This window comes from Shewanella sp. SG44-2 (genome assembly GCF_014164215.1).
GTDB lineage: Bacteria > Pseudomonadota > Gammaproteobacteria > Enterobacterales > Shewanellaceae > Shewanella > Shewanella frigidimarina.
In genome coordinates, this window is sequence record NZ_JACJEU010000011.1 from 111,563 (window position 1) to 132,693 (window position 21,131).

At 41.3% G+C, this 21,131-nt stretch carries 22 protein-coding genes; 19 read left to right on the plus strand and 3 right to left on the minus strand.

What is annotated here, in order from left to right; genetic code table 11:
- Positions 1 to 11 precede the first annotated feature (11 nt).
- Positions 12 to 524 carry a type II secretion system protein gene (locus H5181_RS10845; RefSeq protein ID WP_182751006.1) on the plus strand — a complete coding sequence of 171 codons (513 nt, stop codon included), beginning with the start codon at positions 12 to 14 and terminating at the stop codon, positions 522 to 524.
- Positions 525 to 636: 112 nt separating this feature from the next.
- Positions 637 to 927 carry a DUF6482 family protein gene (locus H5181_RS10850; RefSeq protein WP_041412776.1) on the plus strand — a complete coding sequence of 97 codons (291 nt, stop codon included), beginning with the start codon at positions 637 to 639 and terminating at the stop codon, positions 925 to 927.
- 16 nt (positions 928 to 943) lie between these two features.
- On the opposite strand, the gene H5181_RS10855 is transcribed toward H5181_RS10850, so the two are convergent.
- Positions 944 to 1,444 carry a zinc ribbon-containing protein gene (locus tag H5181_RS10855; RefSeq protein WP_011636189.1) on the minus strand — a complete coding sequence of 167 codons (501 nt, stop codon included), beginning with the start codon at positions 1,442 to 1,444 and terminating at the stop codon, positions 944 to 946.
- A 120-nt stretch (positions 1,445 to 1,564) separates the two neighbouring features.
- Between H5181_RS10855 and leuS the strand changes: the two genes are divergently transcribed.
- The 14 genes from leuS (at position 1,565) to lipA (ending at position 15,866) form a co-directional block, all read left to right on the plus strand.
- A complete protein-coding gene (gene leuS, locus H5181_RS10860; RefSeq protein ID WP_182751007.1) occupies positions 1,565 to 4,156 on the plus strand; it encodes a leucine--tRNA ligase in 2,592 nt (863 codons plus the stop codon).
- 138 nt (positions 4,157 to 4,294) lie between these two features.
- Complete coding sequence (lptE, locus tag H5181_RS10865; RefSeq protein ID WP_059744816.1) at positions 4,295 to 4,789, plus strand: LPS assembly lipoprotein LptE; 495 nt, start codon at positions 4,295 to 4,297, stop codon at positions 4,787 to 4,789.
- Positions 4,789 to 5,823 carry a DNA polymerase III subunit delta gene (holA, locus tag H5181_RS10870; protein ID WP_102036013.1) on the plus strand — a complete coding sequence of 345 codons (1,035 nt, stop codon included), beginning with the start codon at positions 4,789 to 4,791 and terminating at the stop codon, positions 5,821 to 5,823. The genes lptE and holA overlap by 1 nt, the downstream gene beginning before the upstream one ends.
- Positions 5,824 to 5,844: 21 nt before the next feature.
- Entirely contained in the window at positions 5,845 to 6,480 is a 636-nt protein-coding gene (gene nadD / locus H5181_RS10875; RefSeq protein WP_011636185.1) for a nicotinate-nucleotide adenylyltransferase, read from the plus strand.
- A gap of 161 nt (positions 6,481 to 6,641) precedes the next feature.
- Positions 6,642 to 6,971: a ribosome silencing factor gene (gene rsfS / locus H5181_RS10880; protein WP_011636184.1), complete on the plus strand. Its 330-nt coding sequence runs from the start codon at positions 6,642 to 6,644 to the stop codon at positions 6,969 to 6,971.
- A complete protein-coding gene (rlmH, locus tag H5181_RS10885; protein ID WP_011636183.1) occupies positions 6,971 to 7,441 on the plus strand; it encodes a 23S rRNA (pseudouridine(1915)-N(3))-methyltransferase RlmH in 471 nt (156 codons plus the stop codon). The genes rsfS and rlmH overlap by 1 nt, the downstream gene beginning before the upstream one ends.
- 129 nt (positions 7,442 to 7,570) lie before the next feature.
- Complete coding sequence (gene mrdA / locus H5181_RS10890) at positions 7,571 to 9,427, plus strand: penicillin-binding protein 2 (protein WP_011636182.1); 1,857 nt, start codon at positions 7,571 to 7,573, stop codon at positions 9,425 to 9,427.
- Complete coding sequence (rodA, locus tag H5181_RS10895; protein ID WP_011636181.1) at positions 9,409 to 10,530, plus strand: rod shape-determining protein RodA; 1,122 nt, start codon at positions 9,409 to 9,411, stop codon at positions 10,528 to 10,530. Before mrdA ends, rodA begins: the two co-directional genes overlap by 19 nt.
- A 14-nt stretch (positions 10,531 to 10,544) precedes the next feature.
- The gene (gene mltB / locus H5181_RS10900) at positions 10,545 to 11,558 is read left to right on the plus strand and encodes a lytic murein transglycosylase B (protein ID WP_011636180.1); all 1,014 of its coding nucleotides are present in this window, start codon (positions 10,545 to 10,547) and stop codon (positions 11,556 to 11,558) included.
- The gene (locus H5181_RS10905; protein ID WP_011636179.1) at positions 11,548 to 12,360 is read left to right on the plus strand and encodes a septal ring lytic transglycosylase RlpA family protein; all 813 of its coding nucleotides are present in this window, start codon (positions 11,548 to 11,550) and stop codon (positions 12,358 to 12,360) included. The genes mltB and H5181_RS10905 overlap by 11 nt, the downstream gene beginning before the upstream one ends.
- 156 nt (positions 12,361 to 12,516) lie before the next feature.
- Complete coding sequence (locus H5181_RS10910; protein ID WP_041413365.1) at positions 12,517 to 13,725, plus strand: serine hydrolase; 1,209 nt, start codon at positions 12,517 to 12,519, stop codon at positions 13,723 to 13,725.
- Positions 13,726 to 13,880: 155 nt separating this feature from the next.
- The gene (gene ybeD, locus H5181_RS10915) at positions 13,881 to 14,147 is read left to right on the plus strand and encodes a DUF493 family protein YbeD (protein ID WP_011636177.1); all 267 of its coding nucleotides are present in this window, start codon (positions 13,881 to 13,883) and stop codon (positions 14,145 to 14,147) included.
- Between the two features lie 103 nt (positions 14,148 to 14,250).
- The gene (lipB, locus tag H5181_RS10920; protein WP_011636176.1) at positions 14,251 to 14,901 is read left to right on the plus strand and encodes a lipoyl(octanoyl) transferase LipB; all 651 of its coding nucleotides are present in this window, start codon (positions 14,251 to 14,253) and stop codon (positions 14,899 to 14,901) included.
- A complete protein-coding gene (lipA, locus tag H5181_RS10925) occupies positions 14,901 to 15,866 on the plus strand; it encodes a lipoyl synthase (protein ID WP_011636175.1) in 966 nt (321 codons plus the stop codon). The genes lipB and lipA overlap by 1 nt, the downstream gene beginning before the upstream one ends.
- 74 nt (positions 15,867 to 15,940) lie before the next feature.
- On the opposite strand, the gene rimI is transcribed toward lipA, so the two are convergent.
- Complete coding sequence (gene rimI / locus H5181_RS10930; RefSeq protein ID WP_123777348.1) at positions 15,941 to 16,399, minus strand: ribosomal protein S18-alanine N-acetyltransferase; 459 nt, start codon at positions 16,397 to 16,399, stop codon at positions 15,941 to 15,943.
- Entirely contained in the window at positions 16,386 to 16,760 is a 375-nt protein-coding gene (locus tag H5181_RS10935; RefSeq protein ID WP_011636173.1) for a hypothetical protein, read from the minus strand. Before H5181_RS10935 ends, rimI begins: the two co-directional genes overlap by 14 nt.
- Positions 16,761 to 17,303: 543 nt before the next feature.
- On the opposite strand from H5181_RS10935, the gene H5181_RS10940 reads away from it, so the two are divergent.
- The 3 genes from H5181_RS10940 to H5181_RS10950 all read left to right on the plus strand — a co-directional run bounded on the left by H5181_RS10940 (position 17,304) and on the right by H5181_RS10950 (position 20,866).
- Positions 17,304 to 17,981, plus strand: a complete 678-nt coding sequence (locus H5181_RS10940; protein WP_011636172.1) for a transcriptional regulator — start codon at positions 17,304 to 17,306, stop codon at positions 17,979 to 17,981.
- A 196-nt stretch (positions 17,982 to 18,177) separates the two neighbouring features.
- Complete coding sequence (locus tag H5181_RS10945) at positions 18,178 to 19,437, plus strand: aromatic amino acid transport family protein (RefSeq protein WP_011636171.1); 1,260 nt, start codon at positions 18,178 to 18,180, stop codon at positions 19,435 to 19,437.
- A gap of 67 nt (positions 19,438 to 19,504) precedes the next feature.
- The gene (locus H5181_RS10950; RefSeq protein ID WP_182751008.1) at positions 19,505 to 20,866 is read left to right on the plus strand and encodes an L-serine ammonia-lyase; all 1,362 of its coding nucleotides are present in this window, start codon (positions 19,505 to 19,507) and stop codon (positions 20,864 to 20,866) included.
- Positions 20,867 to 21,131 lie beyond the last annotated feature (265 nt).

Here is a 21,131-nt window from a genome sequence, read left to right on the forward strand (position 1 = left end):
GAGATAATTTGATGTCACAATCGATTCAACTCAAAACGCAGGTTCTCTCAAAAGGATTTACCTTAATAGAGTTAGTTGTGGTCATCATTATCCTTGGTATTTTAGCGATGGTTGCAGCGCCTAAATTTATTGGTTTGAGTACCGAAGCGAGACAGAGCACTCTATCAGGCCTCATGGGCAGCATTAAAACAGCCAACACCCTAGTTTATGCCCGTTCAAAAATGACGAGTTTACGAGTGCAGGCTGTCACAAACCGCGATGACTTAATCGATATTGATATCGACAGCGACGGTGTATTTGAAACTCGGTTAAAATGGGGCTATTTAGACAACACGGACATTGAAAAATGGATCATTGTGGATGACGCTTTTACCATACAATATCAAGGAATTGCTGTTACTTATATCGGATACGATAAAGATGATAATGGCCAAGTCATCAATGACAATTGTTACTTCTCTTACACTCAAGCCGCAGATGCAAATACAGCACCTGAATATCAAACTGTAGTAAGTGGTTGCTAATCTACAACCATCTTTAAATACTTGTAGATGTTCAAAATAAGCTTTCGATATAAAACTAAACTCGAGCTTGCTTCGTAATGCCCTCGATAAACGACTATTGATGGAAGTTACGATGCAATTATCTGAAATAAAATTAGCCATATCCCAACAAACTAAGCATCCCACGATTATTAGTTATGCCGACTCAAATCATTATTTGCTCGGTGTTGAAGACCTTCGGGGAAATTTTTACAGTGTTCGCAATAAAGCAGGGAAACAGCTGAGTCTTCACTCAATCAAACAAGCTGAAGTATTACTGAAACAACAAGGCATTCATTATGCCATGATAGAAATTCAGACTGCTTATGATGAAATGATCGGTAACAGCAGTGCAAGTCACTACCATTACCGAGTAGAGTTTTAAGCATTCACCTAACGGATTATGGTGTTAACGGCTCCCGTGAAAACTCATTGTAATCACATTTTGGGCAATCGGGGATCACCCCAGGAAAATCGATTTGCATTTGGTGACCACACTTATTACAGGTCAGTTTACCTTGGTTAATAATTTCTCCAGACTTATACACACCATGATGTTTAAAATCTTGTAAAAGTTCATGCCACTCCACTTGGCTACGATCAGTTATTTCGCTCAACCACTGCCATAATGTATTCTCAATCCCAATTACCATTGGACTAAAACTCAAATTATCGGCATTTTCCTCACTTAAGAAGGCTGCAATGTCACGCTTTAAAAATTCTTCTACTAAAGCGAGCTCTTCTTCATCTGCATGAGATTTAAGTTTTAGATAGTCTTTACCCTGGGTCACTGACTTAAACAAACTTTTAGCTGTCAATGAGTTATCTTGCTCAAACGTGGTTTTCACCTGTTCGAATAGTGACTGATATAAGGCTAATAGTGCTGAACTTTTTCCACTCATAAGTAATACTCCTTAATACGCACCTTTTTAATAGATCACTTCTGGTTTATTCTATGCAGTTATAAATCGCGCTGCTGAGCGTTAGATCAAACAATGGGCGGCATGGCCGGAAATAGATTGATGCAAGAGCTATATAATCCCTCAGAAATTGAAGCCTTAGTGCAAAAGCACTGGCACGAACATAAAACCTTTGAAGTTACTGAAGATGAAAGCAAAGAGAAATTCTATTGTCTTTCAATGTTTCCGTATCCATCAGGTCGTCTTCACATGGGCCACGTCCGTAACTACACAATAGGCGATGTAGTGGCACGATATCAACGTTTGCAAGGTAAAAATGTTTTGCAACCGATTGGTTGGGACTCATTTGGTCTGCCTGCAGAAAATGCCGCGATCAATAATAAGACGTCGCCGGCACCGTGGACATACGAAAATATCGACTACATGAAGAACCAACTCAAGCTATTGGGCTTTGGTTATGACTGGAGTCGTGAAATTGCTACCTGTACCCCTGAGTACTATCGTTGGGAACAATGGTTCTTCACTCAGTTGTATGCCAAAGGTTTAGTGTATAAAAAAACCTCATCAGTAAACTGGTGTCCAAACGATGAAACCGTACTCGCAAACGAGCAAGTACAAGATGGTTGTTGTTGGCGCTGTGATACTGAAGTAATTCAGAAAGAAATTCCTCAGTGGTTTATTAAAATCACTGATTATGCTGAAGAATTGCTTAACGACATCGACACGTTAGATGGCTGGCCTGAACAGGTTAAAGCCATGCAGCGTAACTGGATTGGTCGCAGTGAAGGGATTGAAATGACCTTTGCCGTTGCTGACAGTGATGCATCGTTTGATATCTACACCACTCGTCCTGATACCTTAATGGGTGTGACTTATGTAGCTATTGCAGCTGGTCACCCATTAGCTGAACAGTCTGCGCAGAGTAACCCTGAATTAGCCGCATTTTTAGAAGAATGTAAAAATGCTGATACCACTGAAGCTGCGATGGCTTCGATGGAGAAAAAAGGCGTCGCGACAGGTTTACAAGCGATTCATCCTATTAGTGGCAAGTTAGTACCTATTTGGGTCGCTAACTTTGTATTGATGAATTACGGCACAGGCGCGGTAATGTCAGTTCCAGCTCATGATCAACGCGATTATGAATTTGCGACTAAATACCAGCTTGCGATTGAAGCGGTCATTAAGCCAGTAGATGGCGAAGTAGACGTTAGCAAAGAAGCTTACACCGAAAAAGGTGTGGTGTTTAATTCGGGCGATGCATTCCCTGAGCTAGACGGTTTAGACTTCCAAGCAGCTTTTGAAGCTATTGATGCTAGATTAACCGCAGAAGGTAAAGGCAAACGCCAAGTCAATTATCGTTTACGCGATTGGGGTGTTTCTCGTCAGCGTTACTGGGGTGCTCCTATCCCGATGGTGACCCTCGCCGATGGTACTGTTGTGCCAACACCTGAAGATCAACTGCCAGTTATTTTGCCAGAAGATGTGGTAATGGACGGTATTCAAAGTCCAATTAAAGCCGATAAGGCTTGGGCCGAAACCACAGTCAACGGTCAGCCAGCAACACGCGAAACAGATACCTTTGATACCTTTATGGAATCGTCTTGGTACTACGCACGTTACTGTAGTCCTCACGCAGACGAAATGTTAGATCCTGCTAAAGCTAACTACTGGTTACCAGTAGATCAGTACATTGGCGGTATCGAACATGCTTGTATGCATTTGTTGTATTTCCGCTTTTTCCATAAGTTGCTGCGTGACGCAGGCTTAGTCAACAGTGATGAGCCCGCAAAGCAATTACTGACTCAAGGCATGGTATTAGCAGATGCGTATTACTACACCAACGAAAAAGGCGCCCGAGTTTGGGTATCACCTTTAGAAGTGACTGTGGTAGAAAAAGACGACAAAGGCCGCATCATTAAAGCGATAGACAATCAAGGTCATGAACTGGTTTACACCGGCATGAGTAAGATGTCTAAATCGAAAAATAACGGTATCGATCCACAAGTCATGGTGGAAAAATACGGTGCTGATACCGTACGTTTATTCATGATGTTTGCCTCGCCACCAGAATTAACCCTGGAATGGCAAGAGTCAGGCGTTGAAGGAGCACATCGCTTCATTAAACGTTTCTGGAAATTGGCTAGCGATCATGTTGCTGCAGGTAAAACTGAAGCATTAGATACCAGCAAATTAAATGCCGATCAAAAAGCATTGCGCCGTGAATTACATAAGACCATTGCCAAAGTCAGCGATGACATTGCACGTCGTCAAATGTTTAACACAGCAGTAGCCTCAGTAATGGAACTAATGAACCATTTACTGAAAGCCTCACAAGAAACGGCTCAAGACCGAGCGTTACTTGCTGAAGCTTTGTCTGCTGTAACGCGTTTGCTTTACCCTATTGTTCCGCATATGACGTTTACGTTATGGAATGAGTTAGGTAACGAAGGCGACATTGAAGATAGCCGTTGGCCTGAAGTCGATGAGTCTGCGTTAGTCGAAGACAGCAAGCTCATTGTGGTACAAGTAAACGGAAAGGTTCGCGCAAAAATTACTGTTGCTGCTGATGCATCAAAAGAAGATGTAGAAGCATTAGGCATGAGTGATGAGCACGTACAAAAACACACTGAAGGGTTAACGGTTCGTAAAGTCATTTACGTGCCCGGCAAACTATTAAGTATTGTTGCTAACTAAGTTGTCTTAATGAGGAGGCTCGTCAGCCTCCGAAATTAGGGTGATAACGTTAACGCTTCAGTGTTAACTTACCGCGGGTTACACCGCGGTAAGTTATTTATTTAACCATGCAAATAAACAAGGATGCCTCCCCTCACTATGCTAGCCAAAAAAATCTGTTTAGCCATAATGACATTGGTGCTACTGACCACTGCAGGATGCGGCTTCAAACTCCAACGCAGTTACTCCATCCCTGCCGAATTGGCCGAATTGCATTTAAGCAGCAGCGATGAATACAGTGAGTTAACTCGCTTAGTTCGTGACAGATTACGGATCAACCGTATTAGCCTTGTCGATGCAGCAGAAAAAACACCTACGTTACGGTTAATTAACGACTCTCTCGAACGTGCCACACTGTCACTTTATCCCACAGGAAATGTCGCAGAATATGAGCTGATCTACTTAGTGCATTATTCGGTTACTTTACCAGGACAAGAGCCACAAGATTTTGATACTGAAATCCGCCGAGATTATCAAGACGATCCTCGTACTGCATTAGCAAAAAGCCGTGAAATGGAGTTGTTGGTTAAAGAAATGCGCGTACAGGCAGCCGATTATATTATCCAAACTCTGGCGTCAATCGGGGCAGAGTAATGCGGGTTTATCCTGATCAACTCAAGCAACATCTCAAACCACTACCGCAATGCTTTTTACTGTTTGGTGATGACCCATGGTTAATCGAAAACAGTAAACAATTGATCCTCAACGCCGCTAAAAAACAAGGCTTTGAAGAGCGTGTACAGTTAAGCCAAGAAACCGGTTTTAACTGGGGAGATTTAGTCCAAGAATGGCAAGCAATGAGCTTATTTGCCAGCCGACGGATTATTGAGTTAACCCTGCCGCAAGGTAAACCAGGCATGGAAGGAGCCGCAGCATTTCAAACGCTGTTGCAACACCCTAATCCAGATATGTTATTGGTTATCCAAGGCCCCAAAGCCAGTGCAGAGCAAACCAATAGCAAATGGTTTAAATCACTCGATGCCAAAGGTATATACCTACCCTGCACCACGCCTGAAGGTAAACAGTTTGAACGCTGGTTAGACAGTCGTATTACTCATTATGAACTCACGGTTCACCATGATGCAAAAGCCATGTTATTTACGCTATTTGAAGGTAACTTATTGGCGGCTGAACAAGCGATGCAATTGCTACAACTGCTCAGTCCTAAGCAAAATATTACCCCAGAACAACTCAGTGAATATTTCGAAGACCAATCTCGTTTCAGTGTGTTTCAACTCTGTGATGCCATTCTAGGTAACCATCAAAAACATGCACAGCACATGCTGGCTCAATTGCAGGCCGAAGGCACTGCAATGCCCATTTTAATGTGGGCTTTATTCAAAGAGATAAATTTGCTGCTCACCTTAAAACTGGCCGTCCATAATGGCGAGCAACTGAGCAAACTTTGGAGCCAACACCGAATTTGGGATAAGCGTAAACCGCTTTATCAAGCAGCAATAACGCGATTAGATTTAGATCATATCGAACATATGCTCGCGTTTGCGTCTAAATTAGAATTAAATCTCAAACAAAAAGGGCTTGAAGATTGGATTGGTCTCAGCCATTTATGCATTTTATTTGATCCACGAGCACATAACCGTTTAGCTCATATTGAATTAACTGACTGAGACAAAAAGTAAGGACAGCGAATGCGTATCGGTATTTTGGGTGGCACCTTCGACCCTATCCATCTAGGACATATCAATCCTGCACTAGACGTAAAACAGCAACTTCATTTAGACCAGATTTGGCTAATGCCCAATCATATACCTCCGCATAAAAATACTACCGTAGTGAGTACTCATCACCGGCTTGAAATGGTGAAGTTAGTTTGCCAGCAGTACCCAGAATTTAAGCTATGTGATATCGAAATCAATCGCGACACCCCGTCTTACAGCGTCACTACGCTCACATTACTCACCCAACAATATCCTGATGATGAATTCTTTTTCATTATGGGCATGGATTCATTTGTTCAATTACCATTGTGGTATCAATGGCAATCATTGTTTAATCTGTGCCATATTGCATTGTGTCAACGCCCTGGTTGGGCAATGGACACCAACAGCGAAATGACCAAAGAATTATTATTCAGACAAGCAACCGCAGACTATCTTGACTCGCCTTCCCATGCTAAAAATGGCAGAATATTCACTATCAACAGCCAGTTAGTCGATATTTCTTCAACTGAAATACGTCAGCAGTTAGCTCAAAATATTGATATCAGCACGGTTTTATCTCAAACAACAACCGAATATATTCGCCAACATCAGCTCTATCGCTAACACAATAAACCGCACAGTTATTAACTCAACTTTTATGATTATGGGTAAACTCAGCATCGGACACAAAATTAAATCTATCGTTGTTTAGCCATGCTTAATTGCGCATCAACAGTGAATTTGAGTATAATACTCCGTTAATTTTTACTTATGAGGTACTTCGAGTGCAAGGCACCGAACTAAAAGATTTCGTTATCGACAAAGTCGATGATTTAAAAGCAAAAAATATTACTGTTATAGATGTATCTAAACGGTCAACCATTACCGACACTATGATCATTTGTACTGGTACATCAAAAACACACGTTCGATCTATTGGTGAGCACGTAATCGTGTCAGCAAAAAATGCTGGCGTGCAACCTCTTGGGGTCGAAGGTCGTGACAGCAGTGAATGGGTATTAGTTGATTTAGGCTCAGTGATTTTGCATGTGATGCAAGAACAAACTCGTGATTACTACGAGCTTGAAAAACTTTGGTCTGAACACAGCGTCTAATGAAGTTACAGCTTATTGCCGTTGGCACCAAAATGCCCGATTGGGTAACCCGAGGCTTCGAAGAATACCAACGCCGTTTCCCTAGAGATATGGCTTTGGAGCTCATCGAAATCCCAGCAGGGAAACGCGGGAAAAATGCTGATATCGCCCGAATTTTACATAAGGAAGGCGAATTAATGCTAGCGGCAGTAGCAAAAGGTAACCACATTGTCAGTTTAGATTTACCCGGTAAAAACTGGACAACACCAGAACTTGCCGAGCAAATGACAAAGTGGCAACTCGATGGTAGAGATGTCAGCTTACTTATTGGTGGCCCAGAAGGACTTTCACCTGCTTGCAAAGAGGCGGCCAACCAAAGCTGGTGTTTATCAGCCCTCACTTTACCCCATCCTTTGGTTAGGGTTATTGTGGCAGAAAGCCTATATCGAGCTTGGAGCGTCAATACCAATCATCCGTATCACAGAGAATAAACTCAGTCGCATGTATAACTAAGCTTATCGATAATGATTATCATGCAACTCTTTTTTTCATGTTCATCAGCTGATACTGTGACCTTCTATAATTCAACCTTTCATTTGGTTACGACGGGGATAGCATAAGTGTCGCCAAACAAGCGCATTACCATGCATGATCACGCCGCAGAGGCCGCGCTATTTAAACGCCGTGCATTGTTCACTTTTATTTGCGTATTCTTACTACTCTGCATCCTATTTTCGAATCTTTATCATCTTCAAGTTGTCTCTTACAAAGACTATGAAACTCGTTCAAATGATAACCGTATCCGCGTGGTTCCTACTCCGCCTAGCAGAGGGTTAATTTATGACCGTCATGGCGTGCTGTTAGCCGAAAACCAACCTTATTATTCTTTAGAACTTATTCCAGAAAAAGTTGATGATATCACTGCGACTTTAGACGAACTTAATACCTTCATTGAACTCACTGAAGATGAGCGCGAAAGCATTACTGAAACCTTAAAGTTTCATCGCCGATTTAAGCCGTTAACCATTAAAAGTAAATTAACCGACGAACAAGTCGCCATTTTTAGTGTTAATCAATATAAATTCCCGGGGATTTATGTTGAAGCAGGCCTTAAGCGCCATTATCCCTTTAATGCACTAATGACTCATGTATTAGGGTATGTCGGCAAAATTAATAGCCGAGATAAAGCCTTGCTTGAAAAAAGTAGTCAGTGGAAAAACTATGCCGCAACCAAAGATATTGGTAAGCAAGGCATTGAAAAATTCTATGAAAGTTTACTTCATGGTACCCCCGGTCACCTCGAAGAAGAGGTCAATAATCGTGGCAGAGTGATCCGCACGCTTAAAGTGACTCCGCCAACACCAGGACAAGACATCTATCTCACGTTAGATCTCAAACTACAGCAGAAGGCCATGGAGCTTTTAGATGGCCGAAAAGGCTCTGTCGTTGCTATAGATCCTAGAGATGGTGGTGTTTTAGCCATGATTTCAAGCCCATCATATGACCCTAATCCCTTTGTTCACGGCATTAGTTCTAAAGCTTATAATGACTTATTAAATGATAAATCGCGGCCATTAATTAATCGTTCAACCCAAGGGCAATACTCCCCAGCATCAACCATCAAACCGCATGTAGCGTTACTCGGGTTAGAAGAAAAAATCATTAACGAACGCACGCGTATTTGGGATCCGGGCTATTGGCAAATGCCAGGCGTCGATCGCAAATGGGGCGACTGGAAAAAATGGGGCCATGGCTGGGTAGATATCTATCATGCCATTGTCGACTCTTGTGATATTTTCTTTTATGACCTCGTCTATAAGGTTGGCATCGATAGAATGGCCATATTTATGGATCGTTTTGGATTTGGTAAAAGTACCGGTATCGATATTTTTGAAGAGTCAGATGGCGTAATGCCATCTAGAGACTGGAAAAGAATGCGTTACAACCAACCTTGGTATAATGGCGATACCATTTCGGTCGGTATTGGCCAAGGATATTGGACTACTACGCCGCTGCAGCTTGCCAATGCGGTGACTATCATGGCAAATAAAGGCAAGCGTTTTACGCCGCATTTATTAAAATCATTTAAAAATAGTACGGTTAAAATTGATTCGCCGATTGATGAGCAAGTACCAATAGAGCTTAAAGACCCTCGCAATTGGGACATCATCAATGAAGCTATGCGTCAAACGGCTGATAAATCTCGCTTTACCGATGCCACCTATACCGCAGCAATGAAAACGGGTACAGCGCAGGTATTTAGTGTAGCCAAAGATCAAAAATATAATGCCAACACTATTGCAGAACACTTGCGCGATAATGCATTAGTTGTTGCTTACGCACCTTATGAAAACCCTCGTATTGTTTTAGCGGTGGTATTAGAAAACGCCGGCTGGGGTGGCGCCAATGCAGGCCCACTAGCACGAGCATTGCTCGATGAGTATATTTTACGAGACGAATGGGCGGTAAAACCGTGAATAATCATGCATATCAAAAATCGTTTTGGCAAAAAATACACTTAGATGTGCCATTACTCATCGGCATCGTTATTTTAATGAGCTTTGGTCTTTTTGTGATTTATTCTGCCAGTGGCGAAGATCCTGCGATGATGGAGCGCCAACTTGTACGTATGGCGTTGTCGTTGGGCGTGATGTTTTGCTTTGCACAAATCAATCCTGAAATCCTCAGGCGTTGGGCTTTACCTATTTATCTTGCAGGGGTAGCGTTACTCATCGGCGTTGAACTATTTGGCACCATTAATAAAGGTGCTCAGCGCTGGCTAAATTTAGGGTTTATGGAATTCCAGCCATCGGAGCTTATCAAACTTGCCTTCCCCATAACCATGGCGTGGTATATCAGTAAGTTCCCGCTGCCCCCCAAAAAGCGATATCTGGCCGGTGGCGTTATTATCCTACTAATCCCAACATTACTCATCGCTAAACAACCGGATTTAGGCACCTCCATTTTGGTCGCTGCTTCTGGGGTATTCGTGTTGTTTTTATCTGGCATGAGTTGGTTAATTGTCGGCGGCTTTGTTACCGCCATTCTGATCTTTTTACCTGTTTTATGGTTTTTCTTGATGCACGATTATCAGCGTACTCGAGTATTAACCTTGTTTAATCCTGAACAAGATCCTCTCGGCGCGGGTTATCATATTATCCAATCGAAAATTGCCATTGGTTCAGGTGGACTTTGGGGCAAAGGTTGGCTTGACGGGACTCAATCACAATTAGAGTTTTTACCTGAGCGACACACCGACTTTATCTTTGCTGTGATCGGTGAGGAATTCGGATTAATTGGCAGTTTAGTATTACTGGCAATGTATTTATTTGTCATTGGCAGGGGTCTGGTTATCGCTTCACGAGCACAGACAAGTTTTGCACGCTTATTGGCCGGAAGCATCACCCTAACGTTTTTTGTCTATGTTTTTGTTAACATAGGTATGGTATCAGGCATCTTACCAGTGGTTGGTGTACCTTTGCCGCTAATCAGTTATGGTGGAACCTCGATGCTGACCTTAATGACAGGTTTTGGTATTTTAATGAGCATTCACACCCACAGACGATTTGTCGATAGATAGGATTAACGTTAACCATGACAAAGATAACCGTTCAAATCGCCAGCTTAGCATTACTTATTGGTACTGTTTTTAACGCAAATGCAGTGACCGAAGCAGACACTCAAGCATTACAGAAAACCTTTATTGCTGAACAAGTAAAACAAGGATTCAAGCAACAAGAAGTCGAGCAGTTTTTAGCGTCTTCAAGCTTCGATCAAACCATTATTGACGCGATATCAAAACCTTGGGAAGCGAAACCTTGGCACCAATATTATCCTATTTTTTTGACCGACAAACGGTTGCAAAAAGGGCTAGAGTTTTGGCAAGAAAACCAGCAAACCATCGATAAAGCAGCCAAGCAATTTAACGTCGATCCACAAATTATAGTGGCCATTATTGGCATTGAAACATTCTATGGTGGTTACTTAGGCAATTATCGTGTGCAAGATGCCCTATATACGTTGGGCTTTCATTACCCACCACGAGCGACGTTCTTTCGCAGTGAATATGCCAATTTAATGTCGTTGATTAAAGAAGAAAAGCTCGATAATGACACCTTAAAAGGCTCATATGCTGGAGCAATGGGTTATGGTCAATTCATTCCATCTAGCTACCGTCATTACGCTGTCGACTTTGATGGCGACGGTCGACGAGATTTATTAACCAGTAAAGCAGATGCTATTGGCAGTGTGGCTAACTATTTTCATCAACACGGTTGGCAAAAAGGTCAGCCTGTGGCGCTATTACTAAATCACACATCAAGCACAGCCCCAAAAGCGAATGTTTGGACCAAAGAAAAGCTTCACTACAAGGTATCAGACATTCTTAGCCCAACATTAAGCTTGGCAGATAATCAAGATATTGATGCATCACAAGCTGCATTGTTAATTAAACTAGATCAAGCTGAAAGCGCTGAATACTGGCTCGGGCTTAAAAACTTTTATGTGATCACTCGCTATAATCGCAGCCCGTTATATGCAATGGCAGTTTATCAGTTTAGCCAACAACTTAACGCCCACCACAAATCGGTAAATCAACATGGCAATTAATTACCGTTTCATCTTATTAATCATGTTGAGCAGTGCACTACTGATCAGTTGCTCGTCAAATGATGCTAAAAAAACCTCATCTGGAAAAAAAAGCCGCTATCAAATGGCTAACGATCGTTATCCTGATGATGCACCAGATGTGAGCTTGGTTAAAAACGCCCAACCTAAATACGAACCTTATAGCAGACAAGGTAATCGTAACTACACCGTATTAGGCAAAAGCTATCAAGTACTCGACAGCGGAAAGGGATTTAAAGAGCAAGGTCATGCATCATGGTATGGCTCAAAGTTTCATGGTCATTTAACCTCTAATGGCGAAACTTATGATATGTACACTATGTCTGCAGCGCATAAAAACCTGCCATTACCCAGTTATGTCAAAGTGACCAATTTAGACAACAATAAACAAATTATTGTTAGAGTAAATGACCGCGGACCGTTTCATCATGGTCGAGTGATTGATCTATCTTATGCTGCTGCTTACCACTTAGGCATGCTGGCCAGAGGAACCGCAAAAGTCGCCATTGAAACCGTTTATATTCCCTCACCAGAAGAGCGAGTAATAAGCGATTTAAAAGATGATGACAATCACTTTATTCAAGTTGCAGCGTCTCAAGATAAACTGCGTATAAATATGTTGGCTAAGCAGTTAGAAACCAAATATGCCGTGAATTCTCGCGTGACATCGATAAATGGCATGCACAGATTGCAGTTGGGCCCGATCAGACAAATTCATCTAACTAATAAGTTGCTCGATCGTGTGCAAATTGATGGTTATCCGCAAAGCTTTATCGTACCGTAAGCCATAATACTGGTGATAAAGAGTAACATTAAGGTTCATTTACATTGGATGAATGAACCTTAATGCGAAATGACTGCCTACTAATGTATAATCGAAAAATTATACCAATCGATCTTTGTCTTTTCTTCGACTAACTAGAGACGTGCTAACTTCATGATGACTTCCAAAACCGCTCAATTAACAACGATGCTCTTTGCATCAGTTGTCTGTTTTTCTTCACTCGCAGCAACGCCACAACCAGATATACGTCCTACACCCAATCGCGCACCTATGGTGACACCTGATGCGCCGAGTGTTGCCGCTAAAGCTTACGTGCTAATGGATTATAATTCTGGCAGAGTCATTGCTGAAGAAAATGCCTACGAAAGTTTAAACCCAGCAAGTCTGACAAAAATGATGACCAGTTATGTTATTGGCCATGAAATCCGTGTCGGTAATATTTCATTAGATGATGATGTAGCCATTACCAAGAACGCGTGGGCAAAGAATTTCCCTGACTCATCTAAAATGTTCATTGAAGTGGGTAAAACCGTCAAAGTACACGACTTAAACCGCGGTATTATTATCCAATCGGGTAATGATGCTTGTGTTGCTATGGCTGAACACATTGCTGGTACAGAAGGTGCATTCGTTGATTTAATGAATTCATGGGCCAAGCAATTAGGCATGAAGGATAGCTACTTTGAAAACTCTCATGGTTTAGACTCAGAAAATCATAAAACGACAGCTTATGATATGGCCATTTTAGGTGCAGCGCTGATCCGTGATGTACCTGAAGAATATAAAGTGTATTCAGAGAAGTCTTTTACCTATAACGGCATTAAGCAATATAACCGTAATGGCTTGTTATGGGATAAAAGCTTAAACGTTGATGGTATTAAAACTGGCCATACATCAGGTGCAGGCTACAACCTAGTATCTTCAGGCACCAGCGAAGGCATGCGTCTTATTAGCGTTGTGATGGGCACATCGAGTGAATCTGCACGTAAAGCTGAGAGTAAGAAACTACTCAACTATGGTTTCCGTTTTTTCGAAACTATTACACCATACAAAGCTGGCGATACCTTCGTAACTCAACAAATTTGGTATGGCGATAGAGAAACAGTTGATCTCGGTGTTATGACCGACACCCCTATTACTATTAGCCGTGGTAAAGCAAAAGATTTACAGGCTAACTTTGAGTTAACAAAGCCACTAACTGCCCCACTTGCTAAAGGCGAAACAGTTGGTCGTGTCTTTTTCCAGCTTGATGGAAAAGACATTGCTCAGTTCCCGCTAGTAACATTGAATGAAGTTCAAGAAGGCGGCTTATTCAGCAAGTTAATGGATTATTTTAAGCAAATGTTTGCCAGTTGGTTTGAGTAATTAAACAGATTTACATGATCTATTCATGAATCCATTAGTGAATCAACTAATTAAAGCCGCCTAATCAGCGGCTTTAATTTTTTAAGATCTACTGGGCTTGAATCGGGTATAATTGCCACCATATTAGTAACACCAAAACAGAATCGAGTAAGTTAATGTTAAATACAACGTTTGACCAAGTGATGGAATTTCCTAATTCGTGCCCTTTCAAAGTGATTGGTGATGCTGACGATACCCTAGCCGATCGTGTTGTTGCTGTAGCGCAACAACTTGCTCCCGGTGATTATGTTCCAAGCGTGAAGGCATCAAGTAAAGGCAGTTACTATTCAGTGACCATCCGTATTACAGTTACCAGCAAAGAACATATTGAAAAAGCGTATATTGATCTTGCCGCAATTGAAGGTGTAAAACGCGTACTGTAAGAGCCCAAAGAGTCTTCTTTACTCATAAACTTGAGTATAATACTCAAGAATTAAACCATTGACTCGATGGACACACACCATTTATCTGGGGGAGACGTTGCCCTTGCAAGCACAAACACTGCACATCCGCCATCTTGGTATGCAAGACTATGAATCGACATGGCATGCAATGCAGGAATATACTGACACTCGTGATAGCGACAGCCAAGATGAACTTTGGATTGTTGAGCATCCACCAGTATTTACCCAGGGCCAAGCAGGTAAAAGCGAGCACATACTCAACCCTGGTGATATTCCAGTTATTCAAGTCGATCGCGGTGGCCAAGTTACTTACCACGGTCCAGGACAATTAGTGGTTTATCCACTTATTGACATCAAACGTAATAAACTAGGTGTTAGACAGTTAGTGAACAATATTGAGCAAAGTATTATTGATATGCTCGCTTATTACGCTATTAATGCTTACGCAAAAGCCGACGCTCCTGGTGTTTATGTCACAGAACAAAAAATTGCCTCTTTAGGGTTACGCATCCGTAAAGGCTGCTCTTTTCACGGCTTAGCATTAAATGTCGATATGGACTTAGCCCCGTTTCAGCGTATCAATCCTTGCGGATATGCTGGTTTAGAAATGGTGCAATGTAAAGCATTAGGTGGTCCACAAACTGTGCTTGAAGCTGGCGATAAATTAATCCAAACCTTTAGCCAAATTATGGGCTATCAACAACTTGTACATCATCAAGGATTAGCAGAATAATGAATAGGCCTGAAAGATTACAACCAGGTGTCAAATTACGTGATGCCGATAAAGTCGCACGAATTCCTGTAAAAGTCGTGCCATCAGAGCGCGAAACTATGCTGCGTAAACCGGATTGGTTACGAGTAAAATTACCCTCTTCAAATCAACGTATTCTCGAGATAAAAGCGGCGTTACGTAAAAACGGATTGCACTCAGTTTGTGAAGAAGCATCTTGCCCTAACTTAGCAGAATGCTTTAACCACGGCACAGCAACCTTTATGATCTTAGGTGCAATCTGTACCCGTCGTTGCCCTTTTTGTGATGTGGCCCATGGTCGTCCGCTAAAAGCTGATGCTGACGAGCCTAAAAAACTAGCCCAAACGATTAAAGACATGAAGTTAAAATATGTGGTGATCACTTCTGTTGACCGTGATGATTTACGGGATGGTGGTGCACAGCACTTTGCGGACTGTATTCGCGAAATTCGTTTATTAAACCCTGAAATCAAGATTGAAACTCTTGTTCCTGATTTCCGTGGTCGTATCGATGCCGCATTAGATATTTTAGCGACCGAGCCTCCTGATGTATTTAATCATAATCTTGAAACGGCTCCTGCTCATTACCGCAAAGCACGTCCAGGCGCTAACTATCAGTGGTCATTAGACCTACTTAAACGCTTTAAAGAGCGTCATCCAACTATTCCGACTAAGTCTGGTTTAATGATGGGTTTAGGTGAAACCAACGAAGAGATAGCCGAAGTATTACGAGATTTACGCGCTCACAACGTAGAAATGCTCACGCTTGGCCAATACTTACAACCGTCTAAATTTCATCTACCCGTTGAACGTTATGTTCCACCAGCAGAATTTGATGAGTTGAAAGCGTTAGCTGATGAACTTGGTTTCACACATGCAGCCTGTGGCCCACTTGTTCGCTCAAGCTACCACGCAGACTTACAAGCTCAAGGTAAAGAAGTTAAGTAATCTTACTTCTCCCAAATAAAAAACAGCGCTCAATTAGCGCTGTTTTTTTGTATTCAATTGAATCACGCAAAAAATTAACTCAATGCTAAATCCATTAAAATGGCATCTTCATAACCATCATCTGTAGGGTAATAATTTTTACGCCTGCCTGACTCAATAAAACCAACTTTCTCATATAAATATTTTGCAGCCTCATTTGACTGACGAACTTCTAACATCAGCACAACTGCACCCGCATCTTTCGCATCATCAATCAATTGCTGCATTAATAACGAGCCAAACCCTGAGCCTTGTTTATCTGGTGCCACACAAATATCGAGTAACGTCGCCTCATCTATAATTTGCTGTACTATCGCAAAACCCAACAAACCATCTTGCAGCTTAATACCCAATACTCGATATAAAGGCCCGAAACACTCTTTTAAGCCTGTTTCGGACCAAGGATGAGTGTGAGCTTGGTTTTCAATCTTAGCCATTACAGTTACATGCTCAACGCCAAGGGGCACAATAAAGTGACTATCAATGTTGCTCATTGGTCTCGCCCTTACTTAATTGCTGGATTTTATCTAAATGTTGAGATATTTGCTGCCATAAATGGCGTTTTTCATCAGCCAAAGCATGAAGGTCTGTTAGCGGCGCACTTACAACCCAAGCAACGCGAGGACGAACTTTTGTCTTACGCATATCCCATATCACCTGCGGCCCTTTGATCATTTCACAATCAAACTCGCACTGATCAATATCAACGTTTAATAAACGCAGTACATCATGAATAAACATTTGATCAGATAAGTCGGCATCGAGATCATGCAACACTAAGTAAGGCTTTAACGGTTTATCGGCACTGAGCCAGCGAGTAATATTCATCGCATCTAAAAAAGCAGATTTATCCATCGGACTCTCAAAAACAAGGATACTTTTGCAAGCATAACAGTTAACTAAATAAGGTTTAAGGTAATTTAGCCCAAACAGGTGAGATTACACACACCTTAAACAACGACTTACTCCCAATAACGGCACTTGATTGTTGTTCCTCTAAAGAGATGTAGATTCACAATAAATCTGATCAAAATTTATCCGCTCAATAAAATCGATAGAAATAGCCTTCCAGGGTTTGCTTGATCACTTTCGTCTGTCTTAGGCTCGGTATTGGTCAAGATCAAGTCTGTTAAATTTTTTTAACTTTATATCACCGTATTCTTTCGAGTTAATATTTTTATGTACACCAAGCTAAAGTCAACTAGATGTAACTAAAAAAAGCGTTACACACATAAAAATAGCAATACACCTCACAAAAATTAACTATATGTAACTATCTTATTGACTCAATCTGACCATTATTGTCTTATACGTCTTATCAGCTCGAACGATTAATTGCATTAAAAGTATATAAATGGTCAATTAAGACCAATTTTAGTTAACTTTAGTGGTATTTACATGACTATGAACGCATACAAATCATTCAATATTGTGTTTACAGATAAAGACAAAGAATTTATGAAATCCAATTTCCGCTTGGCAGAAACCGTAGCGGAATTTATAGGGCCTCATTGTGAAGTGGTGGTCCATTCATTCGAAAGCTTCGAGCATTCCGTCGTTAAAATTGTCAACGGACATCATACCGGCCGAACCGTGGGTTCACCGATTACCGATATGGGTCTGAAAATGCTTCGCGCTTTTGAGAAAACAGGAGATGCGACACCCAAAAGCTATTTCACTAGAATCAAAGACGGATCTTTACTGAAATCTACAACATGTGTACTCGCTGGGGAGAATGAAAAACCAATAGGATTATTTTGTGTTAATGCCAACTTATCCTACCCATTTACCGAAATCATTAAAACATTAATGCCCGAGACGGCAAGCGCTTCAATCGGTGTTAATGAGAACTTTAGTTCATCTCCAAGTGAATTAATTGAAAAAGCGCTTGAGAATGCAATTATTCAAGTTGAAAACGACGAAAAAATCAACTTGAAAGGGAAAAATAAAGCCATAACCAAACTGCTGTTTGAAAACGGAATTTTCGAACTTAAAGAGGCAACAAACACGGTTGCAGAACGGCTAGGAATAACTCGTCATGCTATTTATAAGTATATTCGCGAGTTTAGAACGTAACAAAAAGTGGTAATGAAATTAGAAGTTACACATTGAACTGGCATGCAAAGATAGTTGATTCAGAGCACATTATTCTGAACTGAACGGGATTCCGTAATATTTGCAGAACAAGAGCCATATGATTCAGTTCCTATGGGTAAATCTGAGACAGAACCGTTGTCGAATCAATTATTATCAATATAGTGAGTGTATTAATATGAGCTCAAGAACATTAACAAATGACTCCTTCTTACCTGTAGATCAGAGTCGATTTAACTATCAAGATTTTACTTGGTGCCTTTCTCTTTTCGGCACGGCTGTGGGTGCGGGAGTTCTTTTTCTTCCTATTAAAGCTGGAGCAGGTGGTTTTTGGCCTCTCGTTATTTTAGCTTTAATTGCAGCTCCTATGACATGGTTCGCCCATAAGTCTCTGGCTCGGTTTGTGTTATCGTCAACGAAACCTGAATCGAATATTACCGACACAGTTGAGGAACACTTTGGTAAAACAGGTGCCAACCTGATTTCCTTTGCCTATTTTTTTGCTATCTTTCCTATCGTTCTAATTTACGGGGTGGGGATCACTAATACCGTAGATTCCTTTATGGTAAACCAGATGGGTATAGCTTCAATTCCACGCTGGATATTATCTGGAGGATTGATTCTAGCAATGACGGGCGGTGTCGTTTTTGGTAGAGAACTTATGCTGAAAGTCACTTCTATTCTAGTTTATCCATTAGTGTTTCTGTTGCTGGCACTATCGATTTATCTAATCCCAGACTGGAATACTTCGATGATGGAAGTCTCGCCTGAATGGTCATCTATGCCATCGATTATTTGGCTATCGATTCCTCTTATTGTCTTTTCGTTTAATCATAGCCCTATCATCAGTCAGTTCACGAAAGAGCAACGTCGGAAGTATGGCCAAAATGCAGTAGAAAAAACTGACGCTATTACAGGTGGTGCTGCGTTGATGTTGATGGGATTTGTTATGTTCTTTGTATTTTCAGTGGTGCTATCTTTGTCACCGGAACAGCTACTATTAGCTAAAGAACAAAATATTTCTATCCTGTCTTACCTGGCCAATGAACATGAATCTCCAATGATTTCTCTAATGGGTCCTATTGTGGCGTTTACAGCAATTACCTCCAGTTATTTTGGCCACTTCCTTGGTGCGCACGAAGGTCTGGTTGGGGTTATTAAGTGCCGGACGACTGCTTCAGTAAATATCATTGAAAAAGCATCACTTGCTTTCATTGTGCTGTCTACATGGGTGGTTGCTATCGTTAACCCAAGTATTTTAGGCATGATTGAGGCAGTGGGCGCTCCAATGATTGCTGCGATTCTATTTTTAATGCCCGTTTTTGCGATGCATAAAGTTCCTGCAATGGCTAAGTATAAAACATCACTTCCTGTTCAAATTTTTACGGTTATATGCGGCTTAGCTGCTATCAGCTCTGTTCTTTACGACATATTTTAACAGCTCTATCCATTCATAAACTATGACAAAAGCTTCTAGGTATAGAAGCTTTTGCAAAGGAATCAATATGATTAGTGTTTTCGATATTTATAAAGTGGGTATTGGACCTTCAAGCTCTCATACCGGCGGACCAATGAAAGCAGGAAAAGAGTTTATCGATGAGTTACGTTCGAAAGGCAAGCTTCGAGAAATCACTAGAATTACTGTTGATTTATATGGCGCACTGTCACTCACAGGAAAGGGTCACAACACAGATATAGCCATTATTATGGGTCTAGCGGGTAATCTACCGGAAGATGTCGATATCGAAAGTATCCCCAGTTTTATTGCACGGCTGGAGAAAAGTGAAAGGCTTCCTGTAGGCATGCACTGTCATACGGTGTCCTTCCCTTATAATAAAAGCATCCACTTCCATAATACAAATTTGAAACTGCATGAAAATGGCATGCAAATCCACGCATGGATAGAAAACGAGAAAGTGCTCTCCAAGACTTACTATTCTATCGGAGGCGGATTCATTGTTGATGAAGAAAATTTCGGCAAACAGGAGGAACAGTTAGTAAAAGTTCCTTATGAATATTCTACAGCTGAAGAATTGATTAAACATTGTAAAACTGAAGGATTATCGATTAGCTCTTTAGTGTTAGAGAATGAAAAATCGCTGCGCCCAGACGGTAATATTCAAGCTCAGTTTACTCATATCTGGAAAACGATGCGTGAATCTATGGATCGCGGTATGAATACCCAAGGGGTACTACCAGGACCAATGCGGATCCCTCGTCGTGCTGCTGCGCTTTGCCAACAACTTGTGGCTTCTGAATCTACATCTAATGACCCTATGGCTGTTATTGATTGGGTCAATATGTTTGCTTTTGCAGTGAGCGAAGAAAATGCATCTGGAGGCCGAGTTGTCACAGCACCTACTAATGGGGCTTGCGGTATTGTCCCAGCAGTAATTGCTTATTACGACAAGTTTATCCATAGAGTTACCGAGAAAGACTATATGCGTTTTCTGGCGGCATCTGGGGCTATTGGTGGGTTATTTAAACAGAATGCTTCCATTTCAGGAGCGGAAGTTGGCTGCCAAGGAGAGGTTGGAGTTGCCTGTTCAATGGCTGCTGCTGGGCTTGTTGAGTTATTGGGTGGTAGTCCTGAACAAGTATGTATCGCTGCAGAAATTGGTATGGAACACAACCTGGGACTGACTTGCGACCCAGTATCTGGAAGAGTGCAAATACCTTGCATTGAACGTAATGGAATTAACGCAGTAAAAGCGATTAACTCTGCACGTATGGCATTGCGTCGTTCTTCTGATCCTCTCGTGTCTCTTGATAAAGTCATCGAAACAATGATGGAAACAGGTAAGGATATGAACTCTAAATATAGAGAAACCTCTTTGGGTGGATTAGCGATTAAAGTTCTTTGCTGATGTTAAAAATATTAGATGCAATCTTTATTGCTGGTAACTTTATATGATTTTATTTTAATTAAAAAATAAAAACCAAAAACAAAACCAGCTCTATATTTAACTTGTTATTGTTTAAGAGTTTAAAAGCATGAATAATCTCATATAAAAACCTTTCATTTTCACAACTCGTTCAGGTTGATACGAATTAAAATTAATTTAAAAGCATCTAAATCATCATAGCGGCTATAACTATTACTGGTGAACTATTACTGGTGAACTATTACTG

Excerpts from the sequence above, each read along its gene's own strand:
- H5181_RS10845 (WP_182751006.1), top strand. The coding sequence starts at position 12 with ATGTCACAATCGATTCAACTCAAAACGCAGGTTCTCTCAAAAGGATTT.
- H5181_RS10850 (WP_041412776.1), top strand. The coding sequence starts at position 637 with ATGCAATTATCTGAAATAAAATTAGCCATATCCCAACAAACTAAGCAT.
- H5181_RS10855 (WP_011636189.1), bottom strand. The coding sequence starts at position 1,444 with ATGAGTGGAAAAAGTTCAGCACTATTAGCCTTATATCAGTCACTATTC.
- leuS (WP_182751007.1), top strand. The coding sequence starts at position 1,565 with ATGCAAGAGCTATATAATCCCTCAGAAATTGAAGCCTTAGTGCAAAAG.
- lptE (WP_059744816.1), top strand. The coding sequence starts at position 4,295 with ATGCTAGCCAAAAAAATCTGTTTAGCCATAATGACATTGGTGCTACTG.
- holA (WP_102036013.1), top strand. The coding sequence starts at position 4,789 with ATGCGGGTTTATCCTGATCAACTCAAGCAACATCTCAAACCACTACCG.
- nadD (WP_011636185.1), top strand. The coding sequence starts at position 5,845 with ATGCGTATCGGTATTTTGGGTGGCACCTTCGACCCTATCCATCTAGGA.
- rlmH (WP_011636183.1), top strand. The coding sequence starts at position 6,971 with ATGAAGTTACAGCTTATTGCCGTTGGCACCAAAATGCCCGATTGGGTA.
- rodA (WP_011636181.1), top strand. The coding sequence starts at position 9,409 with ATGGGCGGTAAAACCGTGAATAATCATGCATATCAAAAATCGTTTTGG.
- mltB (WP_011636180.1), top strand. The coding sequence starts at position 10,545 with ATGACAAAGATAACCGTTCAAATCGCCAGCTTAGCATTACTTATTGGT.
- H5181_RS10905 (WP_011636179.1), top strand. The coding sequence starts at position 11,548 with ATGGCAATTAATTACCGTTTCATCTTATTAATCATGTTGAGCAGTGCA.
- H5181_RS10910 (WP_041413365.1), top strand. The coding sequence starts at position 12,517 with ATGACTTCCAAAACCGCTCAATTAACAACGATGCTCTTTGCATCAGTT.
- ybeD (WP_011636177.1), top strand. The coding sequence starts at position 13,881 with ATGTTAAATACAACGTTTGACCAAGTGATGGAATTTCCTAATTCGTGC.
- lipA (WP_011636175.1), top strand. The coding sequence starts at position 14,901 with ATGAATAGGCCTGAAAGATTACAACCAGGTGTCAAATTACGTGATGCC.
- rimI (WP_123777348.1), bottom strand. The coding sequence starts at position 16,399 with ATGAGCAACATTGATAGTCACTTTATTGTGCCCCTTGGCGTTGAGCAT.
- H5181_RS10935 (WP_011636173.1), bottom strand. The coding sequence starts at position 16,760 with ATGGATAAATCTGCTTTTTTAGATGCGATGAATATTACTCGCTGGCTC.
- H5181_RS10940 (WP_011636172.1), top strand. The coding sequence starts at position 17,304 with ATGACTATGAACGCATACAAATCATTCAATATTGTGTTTACAGATAAA.
- H5181_RS10945 (WP_011636171.1), top strand. The coding sequence starts at position 18,178 with ATGAGCTCAAGAACATTAACAAATGACTCCTTCTTACCTGTAGATCAG.
- H5181_RS10950 (WP_182751008.1), top strand. The coding sequence starts at position 19,505 with ATGATTAGTGTTTTCGATATTTATAAAGTGGGTATTGGACCTTCAAGC.